Source organism: Collimonas silvisoli, assembly GCF_018305005.1.
Classification (GTDB): domain Bacteria; phylum Pseudomonadota; class Gammaproteobacteria; order Burkholderiales; family Burkholderiaceae_D; genus Collimonas; species Collimonas silvisoli.
The window spans coordinates 19,696-39,292 of the sequence record NZ_JAGQEG010000052.1 but is presented as its reverse complement, the minus strand read 5'-3'; the positions used below and the strand labels follow the sequence as shown (position 1 = coordinate 39,292).

Annotated in this window: 14 protein-coding genes; 12 read left to right on the top strand and 2 right to left on the bottom strand. The window is 57.5% G+C overall.

All coding sequences use genetic code 11. The features are described from left to right. On the bottom strand, positions 1 to 341 hold a 341-nt coding region (locus KHU33_RS15130), incomplete at its 3' end, for an NINE protein (RefSeq protein ID WP_211464332.1). A gap of 325 nt (positions 342 to 666) precedes the next feature. Between KHU33_RS15130 and rpsP the strand changes: the two genes are divergently transcribed. The 11 genes from rpsP (at position 667) to KHU33_RS15075 (ending at position 16,064) form a co-directional block, all read left to right on the top strand. Next, positions 667 to 918, top strand: a complete 252-nt coding sequence (gene rpsP, locus KHU33_RS15125) for a 30S ribosomal protein S16 (protein ID WP_041741387.1) — start codon at positions 667 to 669, stop codon at positions 916 to 918. 18 nt (positions 919 to 936) lie between these two features. Next, entirely contained in the window at positions 937 to 1,524 is a 588-nt protein-coding gene (rimM, locus tag KHU33_RS15120; RefSeq protein ID WP_230414290.1) for a ribosome maturation factor RimM, read from the top strand. Between the two features lie 80 nt (positions 1,525 to 1,604). Further along, the gene (trmD, locus tag KHU33_RS15115) at positions 1,605 to 2,354 is read left to right on the top strand and encodes a tRNA (guanosine(37)-N1)-methyltransferase TrmD (RefSeq protein WP_211464330.1); all 750 of its coding nucleotides are present in this window, start codon (positions 1,605 to 1,607) and stop codon (positions 2,352 to 2,354) included. Between the two features lie 179 nt (positions 2,355 to 2,533). Continuing rightward, entirely contained in the window at positions 2,534 to 2,926 is a 393-nt protein-coding gene (gene rplS / locus KHU33_RS15110; protein WP_211444528.1) for a 50S ribosomal protein L19, read from the top strand. A gap of 219 nt (positions 2,927 to 3,145) precedes the next feature. Continuing rightward, positions 3,146 to 3,820, top strand: a complete 675-nt coding sequence (locus KHU33_RS15105) for a CoA pyrophosphatase (RefSeq protein ID WP_211464328.1) — start codon at positions 3,146 to 3,148, stop codon at positions 3,818 to 3,820. A 234-nt stretch (positions 3,821 to 4,054) separates the two neighbouring features. Continuing rightward, on the top strand, positions 4,055 to 5,011 hold the full coding sequence (locus KHU33_RS15100; RefSeq protein ID WP_211464326.1) for a CobD/CbiB family protein: 957 nt from the start codon (positions 4,055 to 4,057) through the stop codon (positions 5,009 to 5,011). A 164-nt stretch (positions 5,012 to 5,175) separates the two neighbouring features. Next, a complete protein-coding gene (locus tag KHU33_RS15095) occupies positions 5,176 to 5,523 on the top strand; it encodes a DUF3579 domain-containing protein (RefSeq protein ID WP_211464324.1) in 348 nt (115 codons plus the stop codon). 253 nt (positions 5,524 to 5,776) lie between these two features. Beyond that, positions 5,777 to 8,500, top strand: a complete 2,724-nt coding sequence (locus KHU33_RS15090; protein ID WP_329956064.1) for a bifunctional diguanylate cyclase/phosphodiesterase — start codon at positions 5,777 to 5,779, stop codon at positions 8,498 to 8,500. A 73-nt stretch (positions 8,501 to 8,573) separates the two neighbouring features. Next, positions 8,574 to 9,965, top strand: a complete 1,392-nt coding sequence (gene fumC, locus KHU33_RS15085; RefSeq protein ID WP_211464313.1) for a class II fumarate hydratase — start codon at positions 8,574 to 8,576, stop codon at positions 9,963 to 9,965. Positions 9,966 to 10,233: 268 nt separating this feature from the next. Continuing rightward, positions 10,234 to 12,006: an autotransporter assembly complex protein TamA gene (locus tag KHU33_RS15080; protein ID WP_407928285.1), complete on the top strand. Its 1,773-nt coding sequence runs from the start codon at positions 10,234 to 10,236 to the stop codon at positions 12,004 to 12,006. Positions 12,007 to 12,041: 35 nt separating this feature from the next. Beyond that, on the top strand, positions 12,042 to 16,064 hold the full coding sequence (locus KHU33_RS15075) for a translocation/assembly module TamB domain-containing protein (protein ID WP_230414289.1): 4,023 nt from the start codon (positions 12,042 to 12,044) through the stop codon (positions 16,062 to 16,064). Between the two features lie 25 nt (positions 16,065 to 16,089). Here KHU33_RS15075 and KHU33_RS15070 read toward each other — a convergent pair whose 3' ends face one another. Continuing rightward, the gene (locus KHU33_RS15070; RefSeq protein ID WP_211464311.1) at positions 16,090 to 17,481 is read right to left on the bottom strand and encodes an MFS transporter; all 1,392 of its coding nucleotides are present in this window, start codon (positions 17,479 to 17,481) and stop codon (positions 16,090 to 16,092) included. Positions 17,482 to 17,650: 169 nt separating this feature from the next. Here KHU33_RS15070 and pabB point away from each other — a divergent pair, with 169 nt between their 5' ends. Continuing rightward, positions 17,651 to 19,552 (top strand): aminodeoxychorismate synthase component I, encoded by a 1,902-nt coding sequence (pabB, locus tag KHU33_RS15065; RefSeq protein ID WP_211464309.1) that lies wholly within the window; start codon positions 17,651 to 17,653, stop codon positions 19,550 to 19,552. The last annotated feature ends 45 nt before the right edge of the window (positions 19,553 to 19,597 follow it).

The following is a 19,597-nucleotide window of genomic DNA, read 5'->3' as shown; positions in this document are numbered from 1 at the left end:
CCGGAATCGGATTGGCGGCCGGAACCGGCGTTGTATTTGGCATCCCATTTTTCATCAGGGGTTAATCCTATGACCAGCGATTCGATGCAGGCAATCAGGCCCGAGATGATCAGCGGTCCAAACAGGAACGCCACTTGCTGATCTTGTCTCCAAAGAAAGTAAGCCAGTAATGAAATTGGCAGGGTGGCAAGATGCAGCCAGCCCCAGACGTCTTTAATTCCCATGAGATAGAAGCGGTGCAAGCCAATGCTGCCGAATACGGTAGCCACGAAGGTGGCGAGTGTCTTGTTCTTGTGGGATTGGGTCATTTGCGGGGTGGGTGGATGAATTGTCTGGAACATGCAAAAAAGCAGGCAATCCTTGCATCAACTGGAAATATTGCTAAGATACTAGCTTGGCTATCGCCACTGATGTTTCCGAAGTACACCAAGTGTCTCGGGAAACGGATTGAGGACGTAGTGTACAGCCTGCCCCAATAGAATGTCACTTGATAGTCAGGCCCGCTTGCTGCTTGAGTAGATACGGCAGCAAAGCGTTTTTAGAGCCCAGCAAATACCTGTTTGACGTAGTGAAACCACACCCATGGCCTGCTTTGGTTGCGGGGGCGACTCACTTTGCGTTATAATTTGCGGCTTTTTCCGTGTTCGAACACTTTTTGGAAACATTATGGTCGTTATTCGTTTATCCCGTGGTGGCGCAAAGAAGCGTCCTTTTTACAACATCGTAGCTACTGATTCGCGCAATCGCCGTGACGGTCGCTTCATCGAGCGTATCGGTTTTTACAATCCGGTAGCGTCCGGTGCTGAAGAGACTTTCCGTATTGCTCAGGATCGCCTGACGCATTGGCAAGGTGTTGGCGCGCAATTGTCGCCGACCGTTGCACGTCTGGTTGCTGATGCTGCCAAAAAAGCTGCTTAATTCGGCAGTTTGAAACCGTTGAACGCGTCAGTAAATTTGTCGGCCACAGCACAAGCTGGAGTTGCATTACCTTCGGATTTGGTGGTGGTCGGTTACATTACTGGCGCTTACGGTATTAATGGCTGGGTGCGGATCAAACCGTATTCAGCGGATGCAGATGCATTGTTGCACGCCAAGACATGGTGGTTAGGCCGGCAGAATTCGCCGGAATTGCGCGATGTCGAAATGATGCAGGCAAAGAATCACAGTGGCGACATTGTGGCGCGCCTGATGGGTGTGGCAGGGCGCGATGCAGCCGAAGCCATGAAGGGTAGTGTGGTGCATATTCCACGCAGCCATTTCCCGGCGCTTGCGGATGATGAATTCTATTGGGTCGATCTGATCGGCCTGGTGGTTGAAAATCTGCAAGGCGAGCATCTGGGCGTGGTCGCTGATTTGATGGACAACGGCGCGCATCCGATTCTTCGGATCACAGTGCCGGCAGTCGCAGATCAGAGTAAGGACAAGGCTGCACCAGAATTATTGATCCCGTTTGTTGAGCAGTTCGTCAAGACGGTGGATCAGCAAGCAAAGAAAATCACGGTTGACTGGGGACTGGATTATTAAGTCTGGAGCTAAGGCCGATGCCGGATCCAGGCAGCCAAAGCAGCAAACAAGATCGCAAGCGAAACAAAAAGGTGCGCGGTATGCAATTTGATGTCGTCACGCTGTTTCCCGAAATGTTTGCAGCATTGACGCAATCGGGTGTTACCCGCCGTGCGTTTGAACAAAAAAGATGTGAGTTGGCCTTGTGGAATCCGCGTGATTTCACTACTGACAATCATCGTACCGTGGATGACCGGCCTTATGGCGGCGGCCCAGGCATGGTGATGCTGGCGAAACCGCTCGAAGCTGCGATTGAAGCAGCCAAGGCGCGTCAGTTGCAACAAAACCTGCCTGCACCGAGAGTAGTCTATCTGTCGCCGCAAGGCCAGCCGCTGACTCATCAACGTGTCATGGAATTGCGTACCGAACCTGGTTTGATATTGCTCTGCGGACGTTATGAAGCGGTAGACCAGCGTTTGCTGGATCGTTGCGTGGATGAAGAAATCAGCCTTGGCGATTTCGTTTTGTCCGGCGGCGAATTACCGGCGATGGCTTTGATGGATGCGGTGATCCGGCAGTTGCCCGGCGTGTTGAATGACGGCGCATCGGCGGTCGAAGACAGTTTTGTCAATGGCTTGCTGGATTGTCCGCATTACACCCGGCCGGAGCAATATGAAGGTGTGGGCGTGCCGCCGGTCCTGATGGGCGGTCATCATGCCGAAATCGAAAAATGGCGACGCCAGCAGATGTTGGCTGCCACGGCAAAGAAACGGCCCGATCTGATTCAAAAGATACGCGCTGCCGGTTTGCTAAGCACTGCCGATGAAAAGTTTTTACGGAATATAGGTTAAGCGCGCAAGTGCTCGGCCTGTTGTAGTTAGTAGTAGATAAGCAGTAAATCGAGTAGTAACGGCAGTACCAAGAGGAGGCCAGCCGGCCGCCTATGTTTAACCCCATCCTCTACTGAGCAGTGCCTGACATAAAAGTCTTGTACAAAACGGCGTCAGCAAGATGGTATATGGAGCTAAAAATGGACTTGATCCAACAACTTGAGCAAGAAGAAATTGCCCGCCTCGGCAAGAACATCCCTGAATTTGCACCAGGCGATACCGTCGTGGTCAGCGTTAACGTAGTTGAAGGTACGCGTAAGCGTGCTCAGGCTTACGAAGGCGTTGTGATTTCGCGTCGTAACCGTGGTTTGAACTCCAACTTCATCGTCCGTAAGATTTCCTCCGGCGAAGGCGTTGAGCGTACCTTCCAACTGTACTCGCCACTGATCGCTTCGATCGAAGTCAAGCGTCGCGGCGATGTCCGTCGCGCCAAGCTGTACTACCTGCGCGAGCGTTCCGGCAAGTCGGCACGTATCAAGGAAAAACTGCCACAGCGTCGCAACACTGCAAAGGCTGCGCCAGCAGCAGAGTAAGTCGTTGTCATGCAGGCATAGGTATCGCATTAAAAAGGGGGCGCCATCAGGCGCCCCCTTTTTTTGCATTTGAGATTTATGTTTGCTACAGGCAGCCGTTCAAGCTCATGCTTTTAGTTGCTGTAAAGTAAAATGGCGTAAATTGTTATTATCTGTGACCACGATAGGTCATTCGGAGTCATCGCGGTAAAGTGTGGAAAAGACGTTAGAGGAATTTTCTTGGTTAAATTGACTTTCGATCCCCTGATGCTGCCGGTTGATGCGGTTGCCGGCGAATCAGCACTGGCGCCCGAAAGGATGAGCGCGGCATGGCTGCGTCAACGCTTTGCACAGCAGCCGGAATGGCATCCCGAGCATATGGATAGCCAGACTGTGCTGCGCATGACGCAAGGCAAGCCGGTAACGCCGGCGTCGGTGTTGATTCCCATCGTCATGCATGAGGAGCAACCGACGCTGTTGTTTACCCAGCGCGCCGCCCATCTGACCGATCATGCCGGACAGGTGAGTTTTCCGGGCGGGCGAATGGAACAGAGCGATGCGTCGCCAGTCGAAACGGCTCTGCGTGAAGCTGAAGAAGAGATCGGCCTGGCGCGTCGCCAGGTCGAGGTGATCGGCAGCTTGCCGGAGTATTTCACCGGCACCGGCTATCGCGTCACGCCGGTGGTATGCCTGGTCAATCCGCCTGTCAGCCTGCGCGCCGATCCGGACGAGGTGGCCGAAATTTTTGAAGTCCCCCTGGCATTCCTGATGGATGGTCTGAATCATCAATTGCGCAGCATCGATTTGCCGGATGGCTATCGCCGTACCTTTTATGCGATGCCCTACGAGCGCTTCTTCATCTGGGGAGCGACTGCCGCCATGTTAAGAAATTTATTTCACTTTCTGCGGGCCTAGATTCAGCGTGTGACGTCAAACGATGGCAAACATGCTCAGTACAAGTTTGATTCTATGTGTGCGCTGCGTTATCGTATGGGTTATTGCAATTTTAGATGTTATGGCAACACCGATACGCCGCGATTTGCAGCGGCTATGGTATCGATGCTGATTTGCTGCGCTGTTATTACACTGTTGCTCGTTCAGTTACTTGCGCTATTGCTTGCTCAGTTATTTGATTTATAAGGCTGGTTAATGACATTTCTCTCTATTCTGTTTGCATTGCTGATCGAGCAACTGAAACCGCTGCGTGCGGATAATCCCGTGTATGCCTGGGTCAAGCATTTCGCGAGCAAGATAGAGGCTTCGTTTAATGCGGGGCAGGCGCGGCAAGGCCGGCTCGGCTGGTTCTGCGTGATATTGGCGTTAACCATACCGACCGCGTTGATCTATTGGTTATGCGTGCATATCGGCGCCTGGGCGGCGCTGCTCTGGAATGTCTTGATCGTGTATCTGACTCTTGGCTTCCGCCACTACAGCCATTACTTCAGTTCGATTCAACTGGCGCTCAACACCGGCGACGACGCTACCGCACGGACCTTGCTGGCGGAATGGACCAAGCTCGATACCACCGATATGGACGTCAGTGAAATCTCCCGTATCGCGGTTGAAAAAGCATTGATCACCACCCATCGCCATGTGTTCGGCGTGTTTTTCTGGTTCCTCATGCCGGTCGGCCCGGCTTGCGCCGTCATGTATCGCATCGCCGAGTATCTGGCGCGCGGCTGGAATGAGCCGGATCACATGCGCAATGAAGCTTTCGGGCGGTTTGCGGCCCAGGCGTTTTATTGGATAGACTGGATTCCGGCGCGTATGACGGCAGCCGCCTTTGCGGTAGTCGGCAATTTCGAGGATGCGATTTACGCCTGGCGTAATTTTGCCGATCGTTGGAAAAACGAAACCGATGGCATCATCTTGTCCACCGGCGGCGGCGCCATGGGCGTGTTGCTCGGCACGCCGCTGGAGACCGCGATTGCGATCCTGCCGGCCGATGCATCGACAGTTGATTCGACCGCAATGGAAGGCGAGAGCCCGCCGGGCGACGTGCCCACCCCGCGTGCTTTGCAAAGCACGGGTGGCCTGGTTTGGCGCGCCCTGTTACTGTGGATGTTCTTGCTGTTGTTGCTGTCGGCGGCAGTCTGGTTCGGATAGGCCAGCGGCCGGATGGTTGTGCTGGATGGTGCGTTAGTCTTCTATAAGATATAATACGTAAGAATCACTTGCGCAAAATTAGTAAAGTGAAAATTGTAGCTTGCTTCTACCAAAGGCCAAGCAAATGTCTGTAGCAAGCGTTATAGAAGAAACGAGCTGTACGCATGGCTGATACCATTCAATCTCCTGACGCCCCCGCCCGCGAATTTTTCATTCAAGGTATTACCAGCGATGGCAGGCAGTTCCGCCCCAGCGACTGGGCAGAGCGCCTGTGCGGTGTCATGGCCTGTTTCCGCCCGGAAGGATCGGGCGGCCGCAATGCCCATCTGCAATATTCACCCTACGTCCGGCCGGTGCTGCTGAACGGCGTGCGCTCGGTTGTAGTCAATGAAGATCTGCGCCAGATCGAGCCTTTGGCCTATCATTTCGTGGTCAATTTTGCGAAAGACAACGATCTGCAAATTTTGCAGGCCTGCTTGTTGCCCGACGCCGAAGCGCCAAAATCTACCTGAATTTTTATCTACGCCAACTACAGTTCTTGCCTAGCGGCTTTTAGTTGATTATCGCCATTAAAAAGAAATCATCACGTGGCGTTCTCAAGTAAAAAGACCGTGTAATATTTCGCCTATTGTTCGCAATGGAGTAGAAATGTTTCGTCGTGGTTCGTCAATCTTCATACCCATTGCCTCTTTATCCAGTTTGATATTGGGCCTAGCCATTACGCTCGGCTTGTTTGTCTCAGTGCGGCACCTCGAATACGAAAAAATGGATGCCGAATTCCGGCGCCTGGCCAGCGGCCATCTGAAAGCGGTGGTGGACGGTCTTGACGCATTGGTGCATGAGCTGGAGACCGTGAATCGTTTGTTCCTCACAGTGGACGACGTCAGCCGCGAACAATTCCATACCTTTACGGCGCCGATGCTGCGCCGCTCTCCGTATATCAAATCATTAGCTTTTCAGCGCGTGGTAACGGCCGCCCAGCGGCCTGCTTACGAAGCGGAAATGCGGAAGCATTTTCCCAATTTTTCGATTCGCCAGTTAAGCGACGGCAAGCCCGAGCCGAGCGCGGGCCGCGACCAGTATCGGGTCGTCGATTACCTGGAGCCGATGACGGGCAATGAAGCCATATTTGGTCTCGACATAGCGCCCAGCGTGGTCCAGGCAGAGCCGATGCAACGCGCGCGCGATTCCGGCTTGCCGGCGTCTACCGATTTATTTACATTAAAAACCAGCAACGATGGCGGCAAACTGGGGCTGGTCATCTTGATGCCGGTGTATGAGCATGGCGCCATGCTGGACAGCGTCGACCAGCGTCGTCGCGCATTGATCGGTTATACCAGCGCGGCATTGCGAGCGGACGCCTTCATCAACAATGTCCTGGCGCGCGACGGGGTACAGGCCCGTGATGATTTTTATCTTCGGGTGTATGCCAGCGCCAAGCCGGACGAGGGCAGCTTGGTGTATCGCCAAGGCAACCCGGTTACCTTTTCCAATACCAGCAATTGGCTGCCGGCGTGGTTGCTGTATGACGCTCCGCAAGACATGTCGCAGACTTTCGAACTTGCCGGCAAGTCCTGGTATATAGAAGCGTCGGCGCCGGCGCGCGTATTCACGCAAAAGAATGCCGGATCGATTCTGGTGTTGATACTGGGTAGCTTGCTGAGCTGGATGGGCGCCACCTATCTGTATTTCCTGTCGACGCGCTCGAAACGGATTGAACAGCTGGTGGACGCCCGCACCCAGCAAGTCAGGCTGGCGACGCAGATGATGAAAGAAGACATCGTCGCCCGCAAGCGCGCCGAGGATGCCTTGCAGCTGCGCGAACGCGCCATCGAATCGAGCGCCAATGCGATCATCATCTCCAGCGCCAAATTGCCGGGCTATCTGGTGGAGTACGTTAATCCGGCATTCGAACGGATTACCGGATATACCGCCAGCGAGATGATCGGCCGCAATCTGGAGATGTTGCATGGCGACGACCACGATCAGATCGGCCTGGAAGAAATTCGCTCGGCCTTGCGTGAAAAGCGCAGTGCAAATGCCGTATTCCGCAGTTACCGCAAGGATGGCACCTTGTTCTGGAACGAGCTGTATGTGGCCCCCGTGAAGGATAGTTCGGGCCGCGTCAGCCACTTCGTCACGGCACTGTACGACATCACGGAAATGAAAAGTTACGAAGCCGAGCTGGAGCATCAGGCGCGGCACGACACCTTGACCGGCCTGGCCAACCGCAATGTATTGAGCGACCGCCTGAGCCAGGCGATCGTCTACGGCGAACTGTACGGCCATCGGGTATGGGTCTTGTTCGTCGATCTGGATCGCTTTAAATTCGTCAACGATACGCTCGGCCACAACGCCGGCGATCTGTTGCTGAAGGAAGTCGCCAGCCGTCTGAAAGCGTTCACTCGCGAAGCGGACACCATCGCCCGGCTGGGCAGCGATGAGTTTGTTCTGATCCTGCCGGAACGTCTCGATGAAGAGTTGAGCGTAGGGCTGATTCAAGGCATGATGGATGCGATCGCGCGCCCCTTGCAAATCGAAGGCTACGACTTTTTCTTGAGCTGCAGCATCGGCGTTGCGGTCTATCCGAATGACGGCGCAGATCCGGAAAGCCTGCTCAAGCATGCCGACATCGCCATGTATCGCGCCAAGGAAATGGGCAATAATAATTACCAGTTTTACACCGCGGCGATGAATGAGCGCGCGCTGGAACGCTTGCGCATCGAGGGCGATTTGCGCAATGCACTGGAGCGCAAGGAATTGCTGCTCTACTACCAGCCGCAAGTGGATTTGCGCACCGGCCGCATGGTCGGCATGGAAGCCTTGATCCGCTGGAAGCATCCGCAACTGGGCATGATTTCACCGACGCGCTTCGTCGATCTGGCGGAAGAAACCGGCCTCATCGTGCAGATGGGCGCCTGGGTAATGCACACCGCTTGCGAGCAAAACAAGGCCTGGCAGCGCATGGGCCTGGGTTATTTGCGAATGTCCGTGAATCTGTCGACGCGCCAGTTTTTCCAGCAAAATCTGGTGCAACAGGTAGCCAAGGTGCTGGAAGATACCGCACTGGCGCCGCACTATCTCGAAATCGAATTGACGGAAAGCCTGGTGATGACGGATGTCGAGCTGGCCGTGGGCATCCTGAATGACTTGAAATCGATAGGGGTGCAATTGTCGATCGATGATTTCGGCACCGGTTATTCGAGCCTGGCCTATCTGAAGAGTTTCCCGATCGACGCCTTGAAGATCGATCAGTCTTTTGTGCGTGACATCACGGTTGACCAGGATGACGCCGCGATCGTTGCATCGATCATCTCGCTGGCTCACAACCTGCGTCTGCAAGTGATCGCCGAAGGCGTGGAGACGCAGGAGCAGCTATCCTACCTGCAGCGTCATCGCTGTGACGAAATGCAAGGCTTTTATTTCAGCGAGCCGGTATCTGCCGATGACATCGAAGCCCTCCTGCGCGAAGGAAAAGTATTACCATAAGACTTTGTTGACGAACCTGCTGCGAATTTGCAGTATCGGCAGCGCAGGACGTCATCACTTTTATGGAGCAGAAATGACTACCAGCAGAATCGAACGCGATACTTTTGGCAAGATTGAAGTCCCGGACCAACGGCTGTGGGGCGCACAGACCCAGCGCAGCCTGCATCATTTCCATATCTCCAGCGAACGCATGCCGCCCGAGCTGATCGTGGCGCTGGCCGCCGTCAAGCAAGCTTGCGCACAGGTCAATCTGGATCTCGGCAAGCTGCCGAAAACCCAGGCGGCCGCCATCATCCAGGCGGCGCAGGAAGTGGTGGCGGGGCAGCATCCGGATGAGTTTCCCTTGTCGGTCTGGCAGACCGGTTCCGGCACCCAGAGCAACATGAATATGAACGAGGTGCTGGCCAACCGCGCATCGGAGATTCTCGGCGGCGTGCGCGGCGAAGCGCGCCTGGTGCACCCCAACGATGCGGTCAATCTGAGCCAGTCATCCAACGATATCTTTCCGACCGCGATGCATGTCGCCGCCGCGCTCGCCATCGCCAATACGCTGTTGCCGTCGCTGCAGAAACTGCGCGCGACCTTGCACAAGAAATCCGTGGATTTCGACGACATCGTCAAGATCGGCCGCACCCACCTGCAGGATGCGACGCCACTGACGCTGGGCCAGGAATTCTCCGGTTATGTAGCGCAACTGGATCATGCGGAAAAAATCATCAAGGCGACGCTGGAGCCTTTGTACGATCTGGCTGCCGGCGGCACCGCGGTTGGCACCGGACTCAACGCCCCCAAGGATTTCGGCAGCCGGGTTGCCGCCCAATTGGCCAAGACCGAAGGCTTGCCTTTCCGTAGCGCCGACAATAAATTTGCCGCACTGGCCGCGCATGACGCCCTGGTGGCTGCGCACGGCACGTTGAAAACATTGGCCGCAGCCCTGATGAAAATTGCCAACGATGTGCGCTGGCTGGCGTCCGGGCCGCGTTCCGGCCTGGGCGAGATCAGCATCCCGGAGAACGAGCCGGGCAGCTCCATCATGCCAGGCAAGGTTAATCCAACCCAGTGCGAAGCGCTGACCATGTTGTGCTGCCAGGTGTTCGGCAACGATGTGGCGATTAATTTCGGCGGCGCCTCCGGCAATTTCGAGCTGAATGTATTCAAACCCCTGATCGCCCATAATTTCCTGCAAAGCGTGCGCTTGCTGGCCGACGGCATGGCCAGCTTCGAACAGCATTGCGCCGACGGCATCGCCGCCAATCGCGACCGCATCGCTGAACTGATGGAGCGCTCGCTGATGCTGGTGACCGCGCTGGCGCCGCATATCGGTTACGACCGCGCGGCGCAAATCGCCAAGCACGCACACCATGACGGCAGTACGCTGAAGCAGGCGGCTTTGGCGCTTGGTTATGTGACGGAGCAGGAGTTCGTCGAATGGGTGCAGCCGGCAAAAATGACTTATCCGGAGTAATTGTTTTACCGCGGCAGCCTATGCTGACTGTCCTCCGGTCGCCTGAGCTTGAATCATGCTATGCAGAACCATGCGAGCAGAGCATTTAATGCAATGACGCAAAAGGGATAATGTCGTTTTCGCAATGCAAAAACAATATTTGTTAAAATGACCCTCCGCTACCTTTGCCGCTGCCTATGTCCTTCCTGGTTTTCCTGATAGAAACTGACATGCCGTTGTTTATAAGGCGAACAACCGCGGGCTGCCGCGCATGAGGAACTGTTTTCGCATGTCCGTCGCCTGCCTGCTTCCTTCCATCTACGGCATGGTTTTCGGTCTGCTCTGCTTGACTGCGGCTAGCGCCAACGCCAGCTACCGGGTCGAGATCGATGCGCCTGGCGAATTGAAGGCACTGCTTGAGCAGCATCTGGATCTGGCGCGCTACAAGGATCGCCAGGATCTAAGCGAGGATCAGTTGAAATTCCTGATCGATACCGTGGATGAACAAGTCACGCAACTGACTTCGACCGAAGGTTATTTTTCACCCAAGACCAGCGTTACCGTGGATCAGGGCGAGGTTAAGACCATTCATCTGAAAATCGATCCGCAGCAGCGCACCATGGTGTCCGCCGCCAGCATCGATGTGATCGGCAGCGCCGCTACCGAGGCGCCCGAGCGAGTGCGCCAGATACAGCAGAACTGGGGTTTGCCTGCAGGCCAGCCGTTTCGCCAGGCTGACTGGGCGAAGGCCAAGGACGATGGTTTACAAGTGTTGCTGAAGCAGCGCTATCCGGCGGCCAAGGTGGCCCGTTCGGAAGCACGGGTCACGCCTGAAGACAACGACGCCGAATTGACGGTGCAATACGACAGCGGCCCCGGATTCACTCTGGGAGCGCTGCACATCACCGGCACCAAACGTTATCCGACCAGCATCATCGAGAACGTCAACCCCTTGCAGGTGGGCGAAGAATACAGCGTCGATCGCTTGCTGCTGTTGCAACGGCAGATCCAGAACACGCCCTACTTTGGCAATGTGATCGTGAGTATTGACGATGATCCGGCGCATGCGCAAGAATCGCCGGTGAATGTTCAGGTAACCGAATTCCCAACCCAGAGGTTGCGCACCGGGCTTGGTTACGCGTCCGATACCGGGGCGCAGGTGCAAGGCCGTTACACCAACTACAATGTTTTCGGGAAAGCCTGGGTGTTCGACGCCCAGACCAAGATCGAGCAACGGCGGCAATACGGTTCGCTGGACTTATCGATGCCGCCGGATACCCGCAGCTTCGTCAACGGCGTCAATGGCTCGTATGACCGGACTACCTTGCAAGGCGTCGATTTGCGTAGCATGAAAATCGGACTGAAACGCGCGCGCTCGCTGGAAAACTACGATACCGCGCTGACCCTGGATTATTATCGCGACCGCCTGCAACAGACCGACGGCGCGACGCTGCCGCCGAATACCGTGATCCAGCCGGGCCAGCATCAGGCTCTGGTGCCAGGTTTCGCCTGGGTCCGGCGCGCTGTCGACGATCCCATCTTTCCTCGCAGCGGCCATATTTTTTCAATACAAACCGGCTTTGCCCTGAAAGGCTTGCTGACCGATCAGACTTTTTTCCGGGCCGACGGACGTTATAAGCATTATTTTCCGGTAGCGAAACGCGACGTGGTGATTTTACGCACCGAACTGGGCGGCGTATTTACCACCGGTTCCAGCGCTGCGGTGCCGGCTTCCTTGCTGTTCCGCGCCGGCGGCAATGAATCGGTGCGCGGCTATAGTTACGACAGCATCGGCAATTCGCAAAAGGGCACTGTCTATCCGACCAAATACATGGTGACCGGCAGCGCCGAATATCAGCACTGGGTCAGCCAGCAATGGGGCGGCGCCGTGTTTTACGATATGGGCACCGCCACCAATAGCTGGTCGGACCGGGCGACCAAGGTCGGCACCGGCGCCGGCGTGCGTTATCGCAGCCCGGTCGGGACAGTGAATGTCGACCTTGCCTATGGCGTCCAGGCCAAGCAGTTCCGGCCGCATATTTCACTAGGCATCGCCTTCTGATTTTTTCCATTTCTCAAGATTGAACGATTGCACGAATGAACGAAGCAGCCACAGCGCCAGAATCAGCAAGCCCGCCGCCGAATCCAAGCGGTGGCGGCGGCCGCCTGCGCTGGCTGTGGCGATCGCTGGCGGCATTCCTGTTACTGCTGGCCGTAGTGGCCGCCACGGTATTTGTCGGCGCGCGTTCAGAATCCGGTGCGCGCGCCTTGTGGCGATTGAGCACATGGGCGATGCATGGCAATTTATCCGGACAACTGGTCGGCGGCACTTTGGCTGACGGTTTGCAGCTGCGCAACCTGGTTTATCGCGACACTACCCAGCAATACGCGATTGACCGGGTCGACGCCAAATGGCGGCTCAGCCTGTCGCCGCTTAAGCTGGATGTGGCTTATCTGCATGTAGGCAATGTTGACGCCCGGCTGGAGCCGACGCCGCCGGAGCCGGTTGCGATGCCGAGCAGTCTGGCGCTGCCGCTGCAACTGGCGCTCAACGATATTTCACTGAACAAGCTGACCCTGCGCCAGGGGCTGAGCACGACCGAATTGAGTCATCTGCAACTGCACGGCGAGTCGGACCGGGTACAGCATCATCTGGTCCTGGAACGGCTGGACACGCCATATGGCAGAGCCAGCGCCAAGCTCAGCCTGAACGGCGTGCAGCCGTTTGCATTGAGCGGCGGGGCAGGGCTGAGCGGGGAGTACCAAAAAGAAAAATATCAGCTGGACGCGGCTTTATCCGGCAACCTGGCGCTGCTGAATATCGACTTGCACGCGCGTGGCGATAAATTGAGCGGCACAGCCAAGATTGCAGCGACGCCGTTTGCGCCCATTCCGTTTCAGCAGCTTGAATTGAACGCCGCGCACATCAATCCGAAACTGTTCAGCAGCGGCGCGCCGCAGGCCGATCTGAGTCTGCAGGTGGCGCTGAAGCCCTTGCCGCCCGCTGTTGCCGCGGCTGCGGCAGGCAGCGCACCAGCTGTCGTAGAGTTGTCGACGCTGACAGTGAGCGGTCCGATTCGGATCGCCAATGCGATGGCCGGCGCCCTGGATCAGGATCGTCTGCCGCTGCTCAGCGCCAGCGCCGAGCTGCGGCTGGACACCCAGCTCCAGCAACTGTCCGGGCTGCAGCTAAGGCTATTGAAAAACGCCAGCATCAGCGGCCAGGGCGAGTATCACAGCGACGGCAAAAACAAAGATAACGGTGGATTCAACTTCGACGTCGCAGGCCTGGATCTGCAAGCCTTACATGGCAAGTTAAAACCGACGCAACTGCGCGGGCCGGTCAGCATCAAGCTGACACCGGACAACCAGCAAATCAGCCTGAACCTGGCCGACGCCGCCTATAAAGCACAACTGGACGCAGTGATCGATGCCAAGCAGATCACGGTGAAAACGGCGCAACTGGCAGCCGGAGCGGCGCGTCTCGATCTCAGCGGCAGCCTGGGCCGCGAGGCCGGCATGGCTTATGCAGTGAAGGGCAGCTTGCGCGATTTCAATCCTTTCCTGTGGATCAACAGCGCTGCTCCAGTTAAAAGCGCGGCCAAAGGCGCTAAAGCTGCCGGCGCTCCCAAAGCCCAAGCGGTGACGGCAAATATCAATATGGATGCAGACGCCAGCGGCAACCTGACGCCGGAGCTGAAATTGAAGCTCAAGTTCGCCATCCGCGACAGCCGCTACGATCAATTGCCGATGACCGGCAATTGCGTGCTCAATCTGGCCGGCACACGCTTGTTGCCCAGCGATGTCGCCTTGTCGATAGCCGGTAACCAGGTGCAAGCCAAGGGCAGTTTTGGCGCTGCCGGCGATCGGCTTAATCTGAAGATCGATGCGCCGCAGTTGCAAGGCCTGGGTTTCGGCATCGCCGGCGCGGTGCATCTGGACGGGCAGCTCAGCGGCACATTGCAAAAACCGAATGTACAGGCCGCGTATCGCGCCGAAAAACTGGCCTACGGCGAACATCGGGTGGATAGCCTGTCAGGGCAGGCCGACGTCCAGGCAGACTTGAACGCCAAGCTTAATTCAAGCAGTAACCGGCTGGCGGTCAGCGTTGAGGGCCGTGGTTTGCATAGCGCCGACATGGCGCTCGATAAATTGAGTCTGAATCTGGCAGGCAGCTATGGCGCACATATCTTGAAACTGGATAGCAGCGGTACGCTGCACGGCAAGCCCGTGCATCTGACCATGGCGGCGCAAGGCCAGCTGAGCGAGAGCAAAGCCGGCTACGGCTGGCAGGGCCAGATCAGCGAGTTGCAGAACCAGGGCACGCCGCGCATCAGCCTGGGGGCGCCATTGAGTATCAGCGCCAACGCCGGCCGGCTGGTGCTGGGTGCAACCCGCCTGAGCGTGGCGGATGCGCAGATCGACTTGAAGAATTTCAGCTATGACAATGGAAAAATCCGTTCCGCCGGCGCCATCAATGCGCTCAATGTGGCGACGGTGCTTGGCCTGGCACATGAATTCGGCGCTCCGGAACTGCCCTTGAAGACGGATCTGGTGCTGGATAGCAGCTGGGATTTTGCGCTGGCGGAGAACCTCGGCGGCTATCTGCAGATCACCCGCCGCAGCGGCGATCTGCGCGTCAATCCGGGGCGTGGCGATGTCAGCCTGGGTTTGTCCGAGCTGAAATTGCGGGCCGATCTGCAGTCCGGCCAGATCAAGCTGGATAGCCAGCTGGCGGCTGCCCGGATCGGCGCCCTGAGCGCGCAATTGCAACTGGCTTTGCAGCATAGCGGCAACAATTGGACTGTCAGCGACAGTTCGGCGCTATCCGGCCAGGCTAAATTACAGGTGCCGCATTTGAAATCCATCGGCGCCCTGATCGGACCGCAGGTTGCGCTGGACGGCAGCATAGCGATGGACTTGAATCTGACGGGCCAGCTGGGCAAGCCGATGTTGTCAGGTAAAGTCACCGGCGACCAGCTTGCCGTCACACTGTTCGACCAGGGAATCAAACTGAAAGACGGCACGGCGCGCCTGAACCTGGCCAACAACGTGGTCGATTTGCAGCAACTGGAATTCCACGGCGGCGACGGCAACATCCGCGCCACCGGCCGGCTGCAACTGGGCCACGACAATCCTGATCTGAGCGCCAGCGTGGTTGCCGATCGTCTGCAATTGTTTGCCAGCCCGGACCGCCAGCTGATGTTGTCCGGCCAGGCGAGGATCGCCAATGTCAAGGAACAGCTGCATGTCGACGGCAAATTCACCGTCGACAAGGCGCTGTTCGATTTGCCGAAGAGCAGTGCGCCGGTGCTGGGAGACGATGTGGTGATCGTCCGCAAGGACGTGAAGGCGCGCGCCACGCCGTTGACTGAACAGGAGAAGCTGGCTAAAGCGGCGCAGAAGCCGGCTGGCGGCGCGACGCCGGTGATCAATGTGGAAGTCGGCTTCGGCAACGATTTCCGCTTCCGCGGCAGCGGCGCCGATATCCTGCTGCGCGGCGCCATGCAGGTCCGCAGCGAACCCTACCAGCCCTTGCGCGCCACCGGCACCATTCGGGTCGCAAGCGGCAGCTACGAAGTATTTGGCCGTAAGCTGGCGATCGAACGCGGCCTGATCAATTTCCAGGGACCGATCGATAATCCGAATATCAATATCCTTGCCATGAAACGCAATCAGGAGGTCGAGGCGGGCGCCGAGATTACCGGCACACCCACCAACCTGCGGGTCAAACTGGTGTCCGAGCCGAACGTATCGGATGAGGAAAAACTTTCCTGGCTGATGTTCGGCCATGGCAGCGACAGCGCCGCGCTCGGCCAGCGCCAAGCCGCCGGGCAGGCGCTGGCGCTGCTGGGAAATTATGGCGGCAAGAAGATTGCCCAGGGCATCGGTTTCGATGAGTTCTCGATCGGCTCCAGCGATTCCGGCATCCAGAACGAGCAAGTGGTGAGCCTGGGCAAAGCCATCACCGAAAAAATCAACCTGGGTTACGAGCAGGGTTTGACCACTGCCGCCAGTATCTTGAAAGTGACCTGGAATTTTTCACGGCGCTGGTCGATGGTCATGCGCGGCGGCACCATCAATGGCTTCGAGGTTTTGTACAACCTGCGCTTCGATTAATTCCCAGGCGCGGGGCAGCGAGTCATCAAGCGCGGCGGCCGGATAATTCAGCGCCGGCGTCCGGCTGCAGTTGCAAGGCAAACGGCAGCGAAGCCAGCGCAATCAGGGCGATCAGCACAAAGGCCGGCCAGAAATCGGCGCTGACTAGCGTCGCATGGCCCTGTACCTGATTCGATACCTGCAACGCAAAACCGCCGACGGTCACGCCCAGGCCGATCGCCAGTTGCTGGGCGACGCTGGTGATACTGGTGGCCTGGCTCATCTGGCGCTGGTCGATCTCGGCGTAGGCAATCGCGTTCAGGCTGGTAAATTGCATCGAACGCACGCAGCCGCCCAGCAGCAGCATGAGGATGATGAAGATATGCGACGAATCCGCTTGCAAGACGCCGAACGCCGCCATCGACAGCGCGCCCAGCAGCGTGTTATAGACCAGCACGCTCCTGAAGCCGAATTTCTTCAGCACAGTCGTCGTCACGGTCTTGACAAAAATGGCGCCGGCTGCCGAAGCGCAGGTCAACAGGCCGGACTGGAACGGCGTCAAGCCGAAACCCAGTTGGAACAACAGCGGCAGCAAGAACGGCAAGGCGCCGATGCCGATCCGGAACAGCGACCCGCCGAACACGTTCATGCGCAGCGTAGGAATTTGCAGCAGCCGCAAATTGATCAGCGGATGCGGTGTACGCAATGCGTGCCATACATACGCCAGCAAACTGACAGTGCCGGCAATCACGCAGATCAGCGAGACATCGCCGGCCACCAGATGACGGCCGGCGCTAGCCAGGCCAAACATCAATGTCGAACAGCCGAATGCCGACAACAGGAAACCAATCCAGTCGAGCGGCACGATATCGTCGCTGCGCAGGTTCTCGATGTAGCGCGTGGCCAGGTAAATCCCGAGAATGCTGATCGGGACATTAATGAAGAAGATCCAGCGCCAATGGAAATAGGTGGTGATGAAACCGCCCAGCGGCGGCCCGATCACCGGCCCCAGCAAAGCCGGGATAGTCAGGTAACTGAGCGCGCGCACCAGTTCCGCCTTGGAAGTGGTGCGCAAGATCACCAGCCGCCCGACCGGCACCATCATGGCGCCGCCCACCCCTTGCAGGAAGCGGGCCGCGACAAATTCCGCCAGCGTGTTCGATATGCCGCACAGAATCGAACCGAGCATGAACACCCCGATTGCGCTGCGGAACACCGTGCGCGCACCAAAGCGGTCGGCCATCCAGCCGCTGATGGGAATAAATACCGCCAGGCTGACCAGATAGGAAGTCATCGCCAGCTTCAGCGCGATCGGGCTTTCCCCCATGTCATGCGCCATCATCGGTAGAGAGGTGGCGATTACGGTGGAGTCCATGTTTTCCATGAACAAGGCGCAAGCCACAATCAGTGGCGTGAGGAAGACGCGGGATATGGCCATCAGGGATAGGTAGTGAGTGCCGGTGAAGCGGCTGCGGCGGCTGGCGGGACCGGCAAAAAGATCTGCTCACCTGCCAAAAGTGCATAATTATAACGTTTTAGCCAATCGCTTACCGATCAGGTAGCATGCAGGCTGTTCCATTGGCCGCCTGCCGTTTTTTACAAAGATAATGATCCACACGTCTCCATCGCCGACCGAGTGTTTTGCATTGCTGGATGACCGCAGTGCAGCTTCTGCACAGTCGCAAGCATCCAGTCCGTCGTCACGTCTATACACCGGCCATATGCGCAGCTTGCAGTGTTTTGAGGCAGAGCAGCTGCCGCAGTTGATTGAGCAGATGCAGCAAGCCTTGCGTGATGGCCTGCATGCGGTGACCTTGTTTACTTACGAGCTCGGGATCGGCCTGCAACATGTCTTGTTGCAGCCGCCGCCGGCAGCGCCGGTGCAAGCCTTGGCGCAAATCCTGCTGTTCACGGATTGCCGGCATTTGAGTGATACCGAAGTGGATGCATGGCTGGCGCAGCGTCAGGCTGCAGAAACAGGCGCGGCTGAAGCAGGCGCCGGCATCGCCAATCTGCGGCCGAATGTCAGCGCCGCAGAATTTGCCGCCGCCATCGCCAAGATCCACGCCTACATCGAAGCCGGCGACACCTATCAGGTGAATTACACCTACCGGCTGCGTTTCGACGTTTACGGCAGCCCGGTGGCGCTGTACCGGCAGTTGCGGCTGCGCCAGCCGGTGCCCTACGGCAGTTTGATCCAGTTAGCCGATGGCGCCACGGTATTGTCGCTCTCGCCGGAACTGTTCGTGCGCCATGCGGACGGTGTGCTGACGGCGCGGCCGATGAAGGGAACCGCCGCCGCCAGCGGCGATGCGGAACAGGACAGGCAGGCCGCCAAGGCGCTCGCCGCAGATCCCAAGAATCTGGCGGAAAACCTGATGATCGTGGATTTGCTGCGCAACGACCTGGGGCGCATCGCCGTCCCCGGCTCGGTGCGCGTGCCGCATTTATTCGAGGTGACCCAGTTCAACACCGTGCTGCAAATGACCTCCACCGTGCAGGCCCAGGTGCGCGACGATGTCAGTCTCAGCGCAGTGATCCAGGCCTTGTACCCTTGCGGTTCGATTACCGGCGCGCCCAAGCATCGCACCATGCAAATCATCGCCGAGCTGGAACCTGAACCGCGCGGCCTGTATACCGGCGCCATCGGCTGGTTCGATATGGAGCAGGCAGGGCGTCAATTTGGTGCATTCTGTTTATCGGTGCCGATCCGGACCCTATGGCTGCAGCCGGCCGCAACAGATGGCTTGCACGGCGCCAGCATTCGTCGCGGTGAAATGGGCGTTGGCGCCGGCATCGTGCACGACAGCGTGGCGGCGGAGGAATATGCCGAATGTGCATTGAAGGCAAAATTCCTGACCGGCATGGGCGGCGATTTTTCCTTGTTTGAAACCATGCATGCGACCAGGGCCGACGGTTGCCGCCATCTGGATTTGCATTTGCAACGCTTGCAAGCCTCCGCCGCCTACTTTGGTTTTCCCTATGACGAGACGATCTTGCGCACTGCTTTGCAAGAACATTGCGCGAGCTTGCCCGCCAGCGGCGCTCAACGTTTGCGTCTGACTCTCTCTGCGGATGGCAGTTGCAGCTTGCAGAGCGCGCAGCTGGGGCCGCTGGCAACGCCAGTCAACGTATTGATCGCGCCAATCCCGACGCAGTCCGACGATCTGTTCCTAAGACATAAAACCACTTTACGGCAGCGTTACGATCAAGCCTGGCAACAGGCACAGCAGCTGGGTGCTTTCGATATGCTGTTCTTCAACGGTGCGGGCGAACTGACTGAAGGAGGGCGCAGCAACGTCTTCATCAAGCTGGACGGACGCTGGTACACGCCACCGCTGCGCTCAGGCTTATTGCCGGGAGTGATGCGCAGCGTGGTCTTGAACGATCCGGCCTGGAACGCCAGCGAACGCAGCTTGAGCATGGATGATTTGCTGGCTGCCGAAGAGATCATGGTGTGCAACAGCCTGCGCGGAACCATGCCGGCAACGCTGTTGCAGATCGCTTGACAGGCCAACCAAACACGCCGGCAGTTGCGGTCGGTCATCGCCTTC

Excerpts from the sequence above, each read along its gene's own strand:
- rpsP (WP_041741387.1), top strand. The coding sequence starts at position 667 with ATGGTCGTTATTCGTTTATCCCGTGGTGGCGCAAAGAAGCGTCCTTTT.
- KHU33_RS15075 (WP_230414289.1), top strand. The coding sequence starts at position 12,042 with ATGAACGAAGCAGCCACAGCGCCAGAATCAGCAAGCCCGCCGCCGAAT.
- pabB (WP_211464309.1), top strand. The coding sequence starts at position 17,651 with ATGATCCACACGTCTCCATCGCCGACCGAGTGTTTTGCATTGCTGGAT.
- fumC (WP_211464313.1), top strand. The coding sequence starts at position 8,574 with ATGACTACCAGCAGAATCGAACGCGATACTTTTGGCAAGATTGAAGTC.
- KHU33_RS15090 (WP_329956064.1), top strand. The coding sequence starts at position 5,777 with ATGGATGCCGAATTCCGGCGCCTGGCCAGCGGCCATCTGAAAGCGGTG.
- KHU33_RS15100 (WP_211464326.1), top strand. The coding sequence starts at position 4,055 with ATGACATTTCTCTCTATTCTGTTTGCATTGCTGATCGAGCAACTGAAA.
- KHU33_RS15070 (WP_211464311.1), bottom strand. The coding sequence starts at position 17,481 with ATGGCCATATCCCGCGTCTTCCTCACGCCACTGATTGTGGCTTGCGCC.
- KHU33_RS15095 (WP_211464324.1), top strand. The coding sequence starts at position 5,176 with ATGGCTGATACCATTCAATCTCCTGACGCCCCCGCCCGCGAATTTTTC.
- trmD (WP_211464330.1), top strand. The coding sequence starts at position 1,605 with ATGCAATTTGATGTCGTCACGCTGTTTCCCGAAATGTTTGCAGCATTG.
- KHU33_RS15080 (WP_407928285.1), top strand. The coding sequence starts at position 10,234 with ATGTCCGTCGCCTGCCTGCTTCCTTCCATCTACGGCATGGTTTTCGGT.
- rplS (WP_211444528.1), top strand. The coding sequence starts at position 2,534 with ATGGACTTGATCCAACAACTTGAGCAAGAAGAAATTGCCCGCCTCGGC.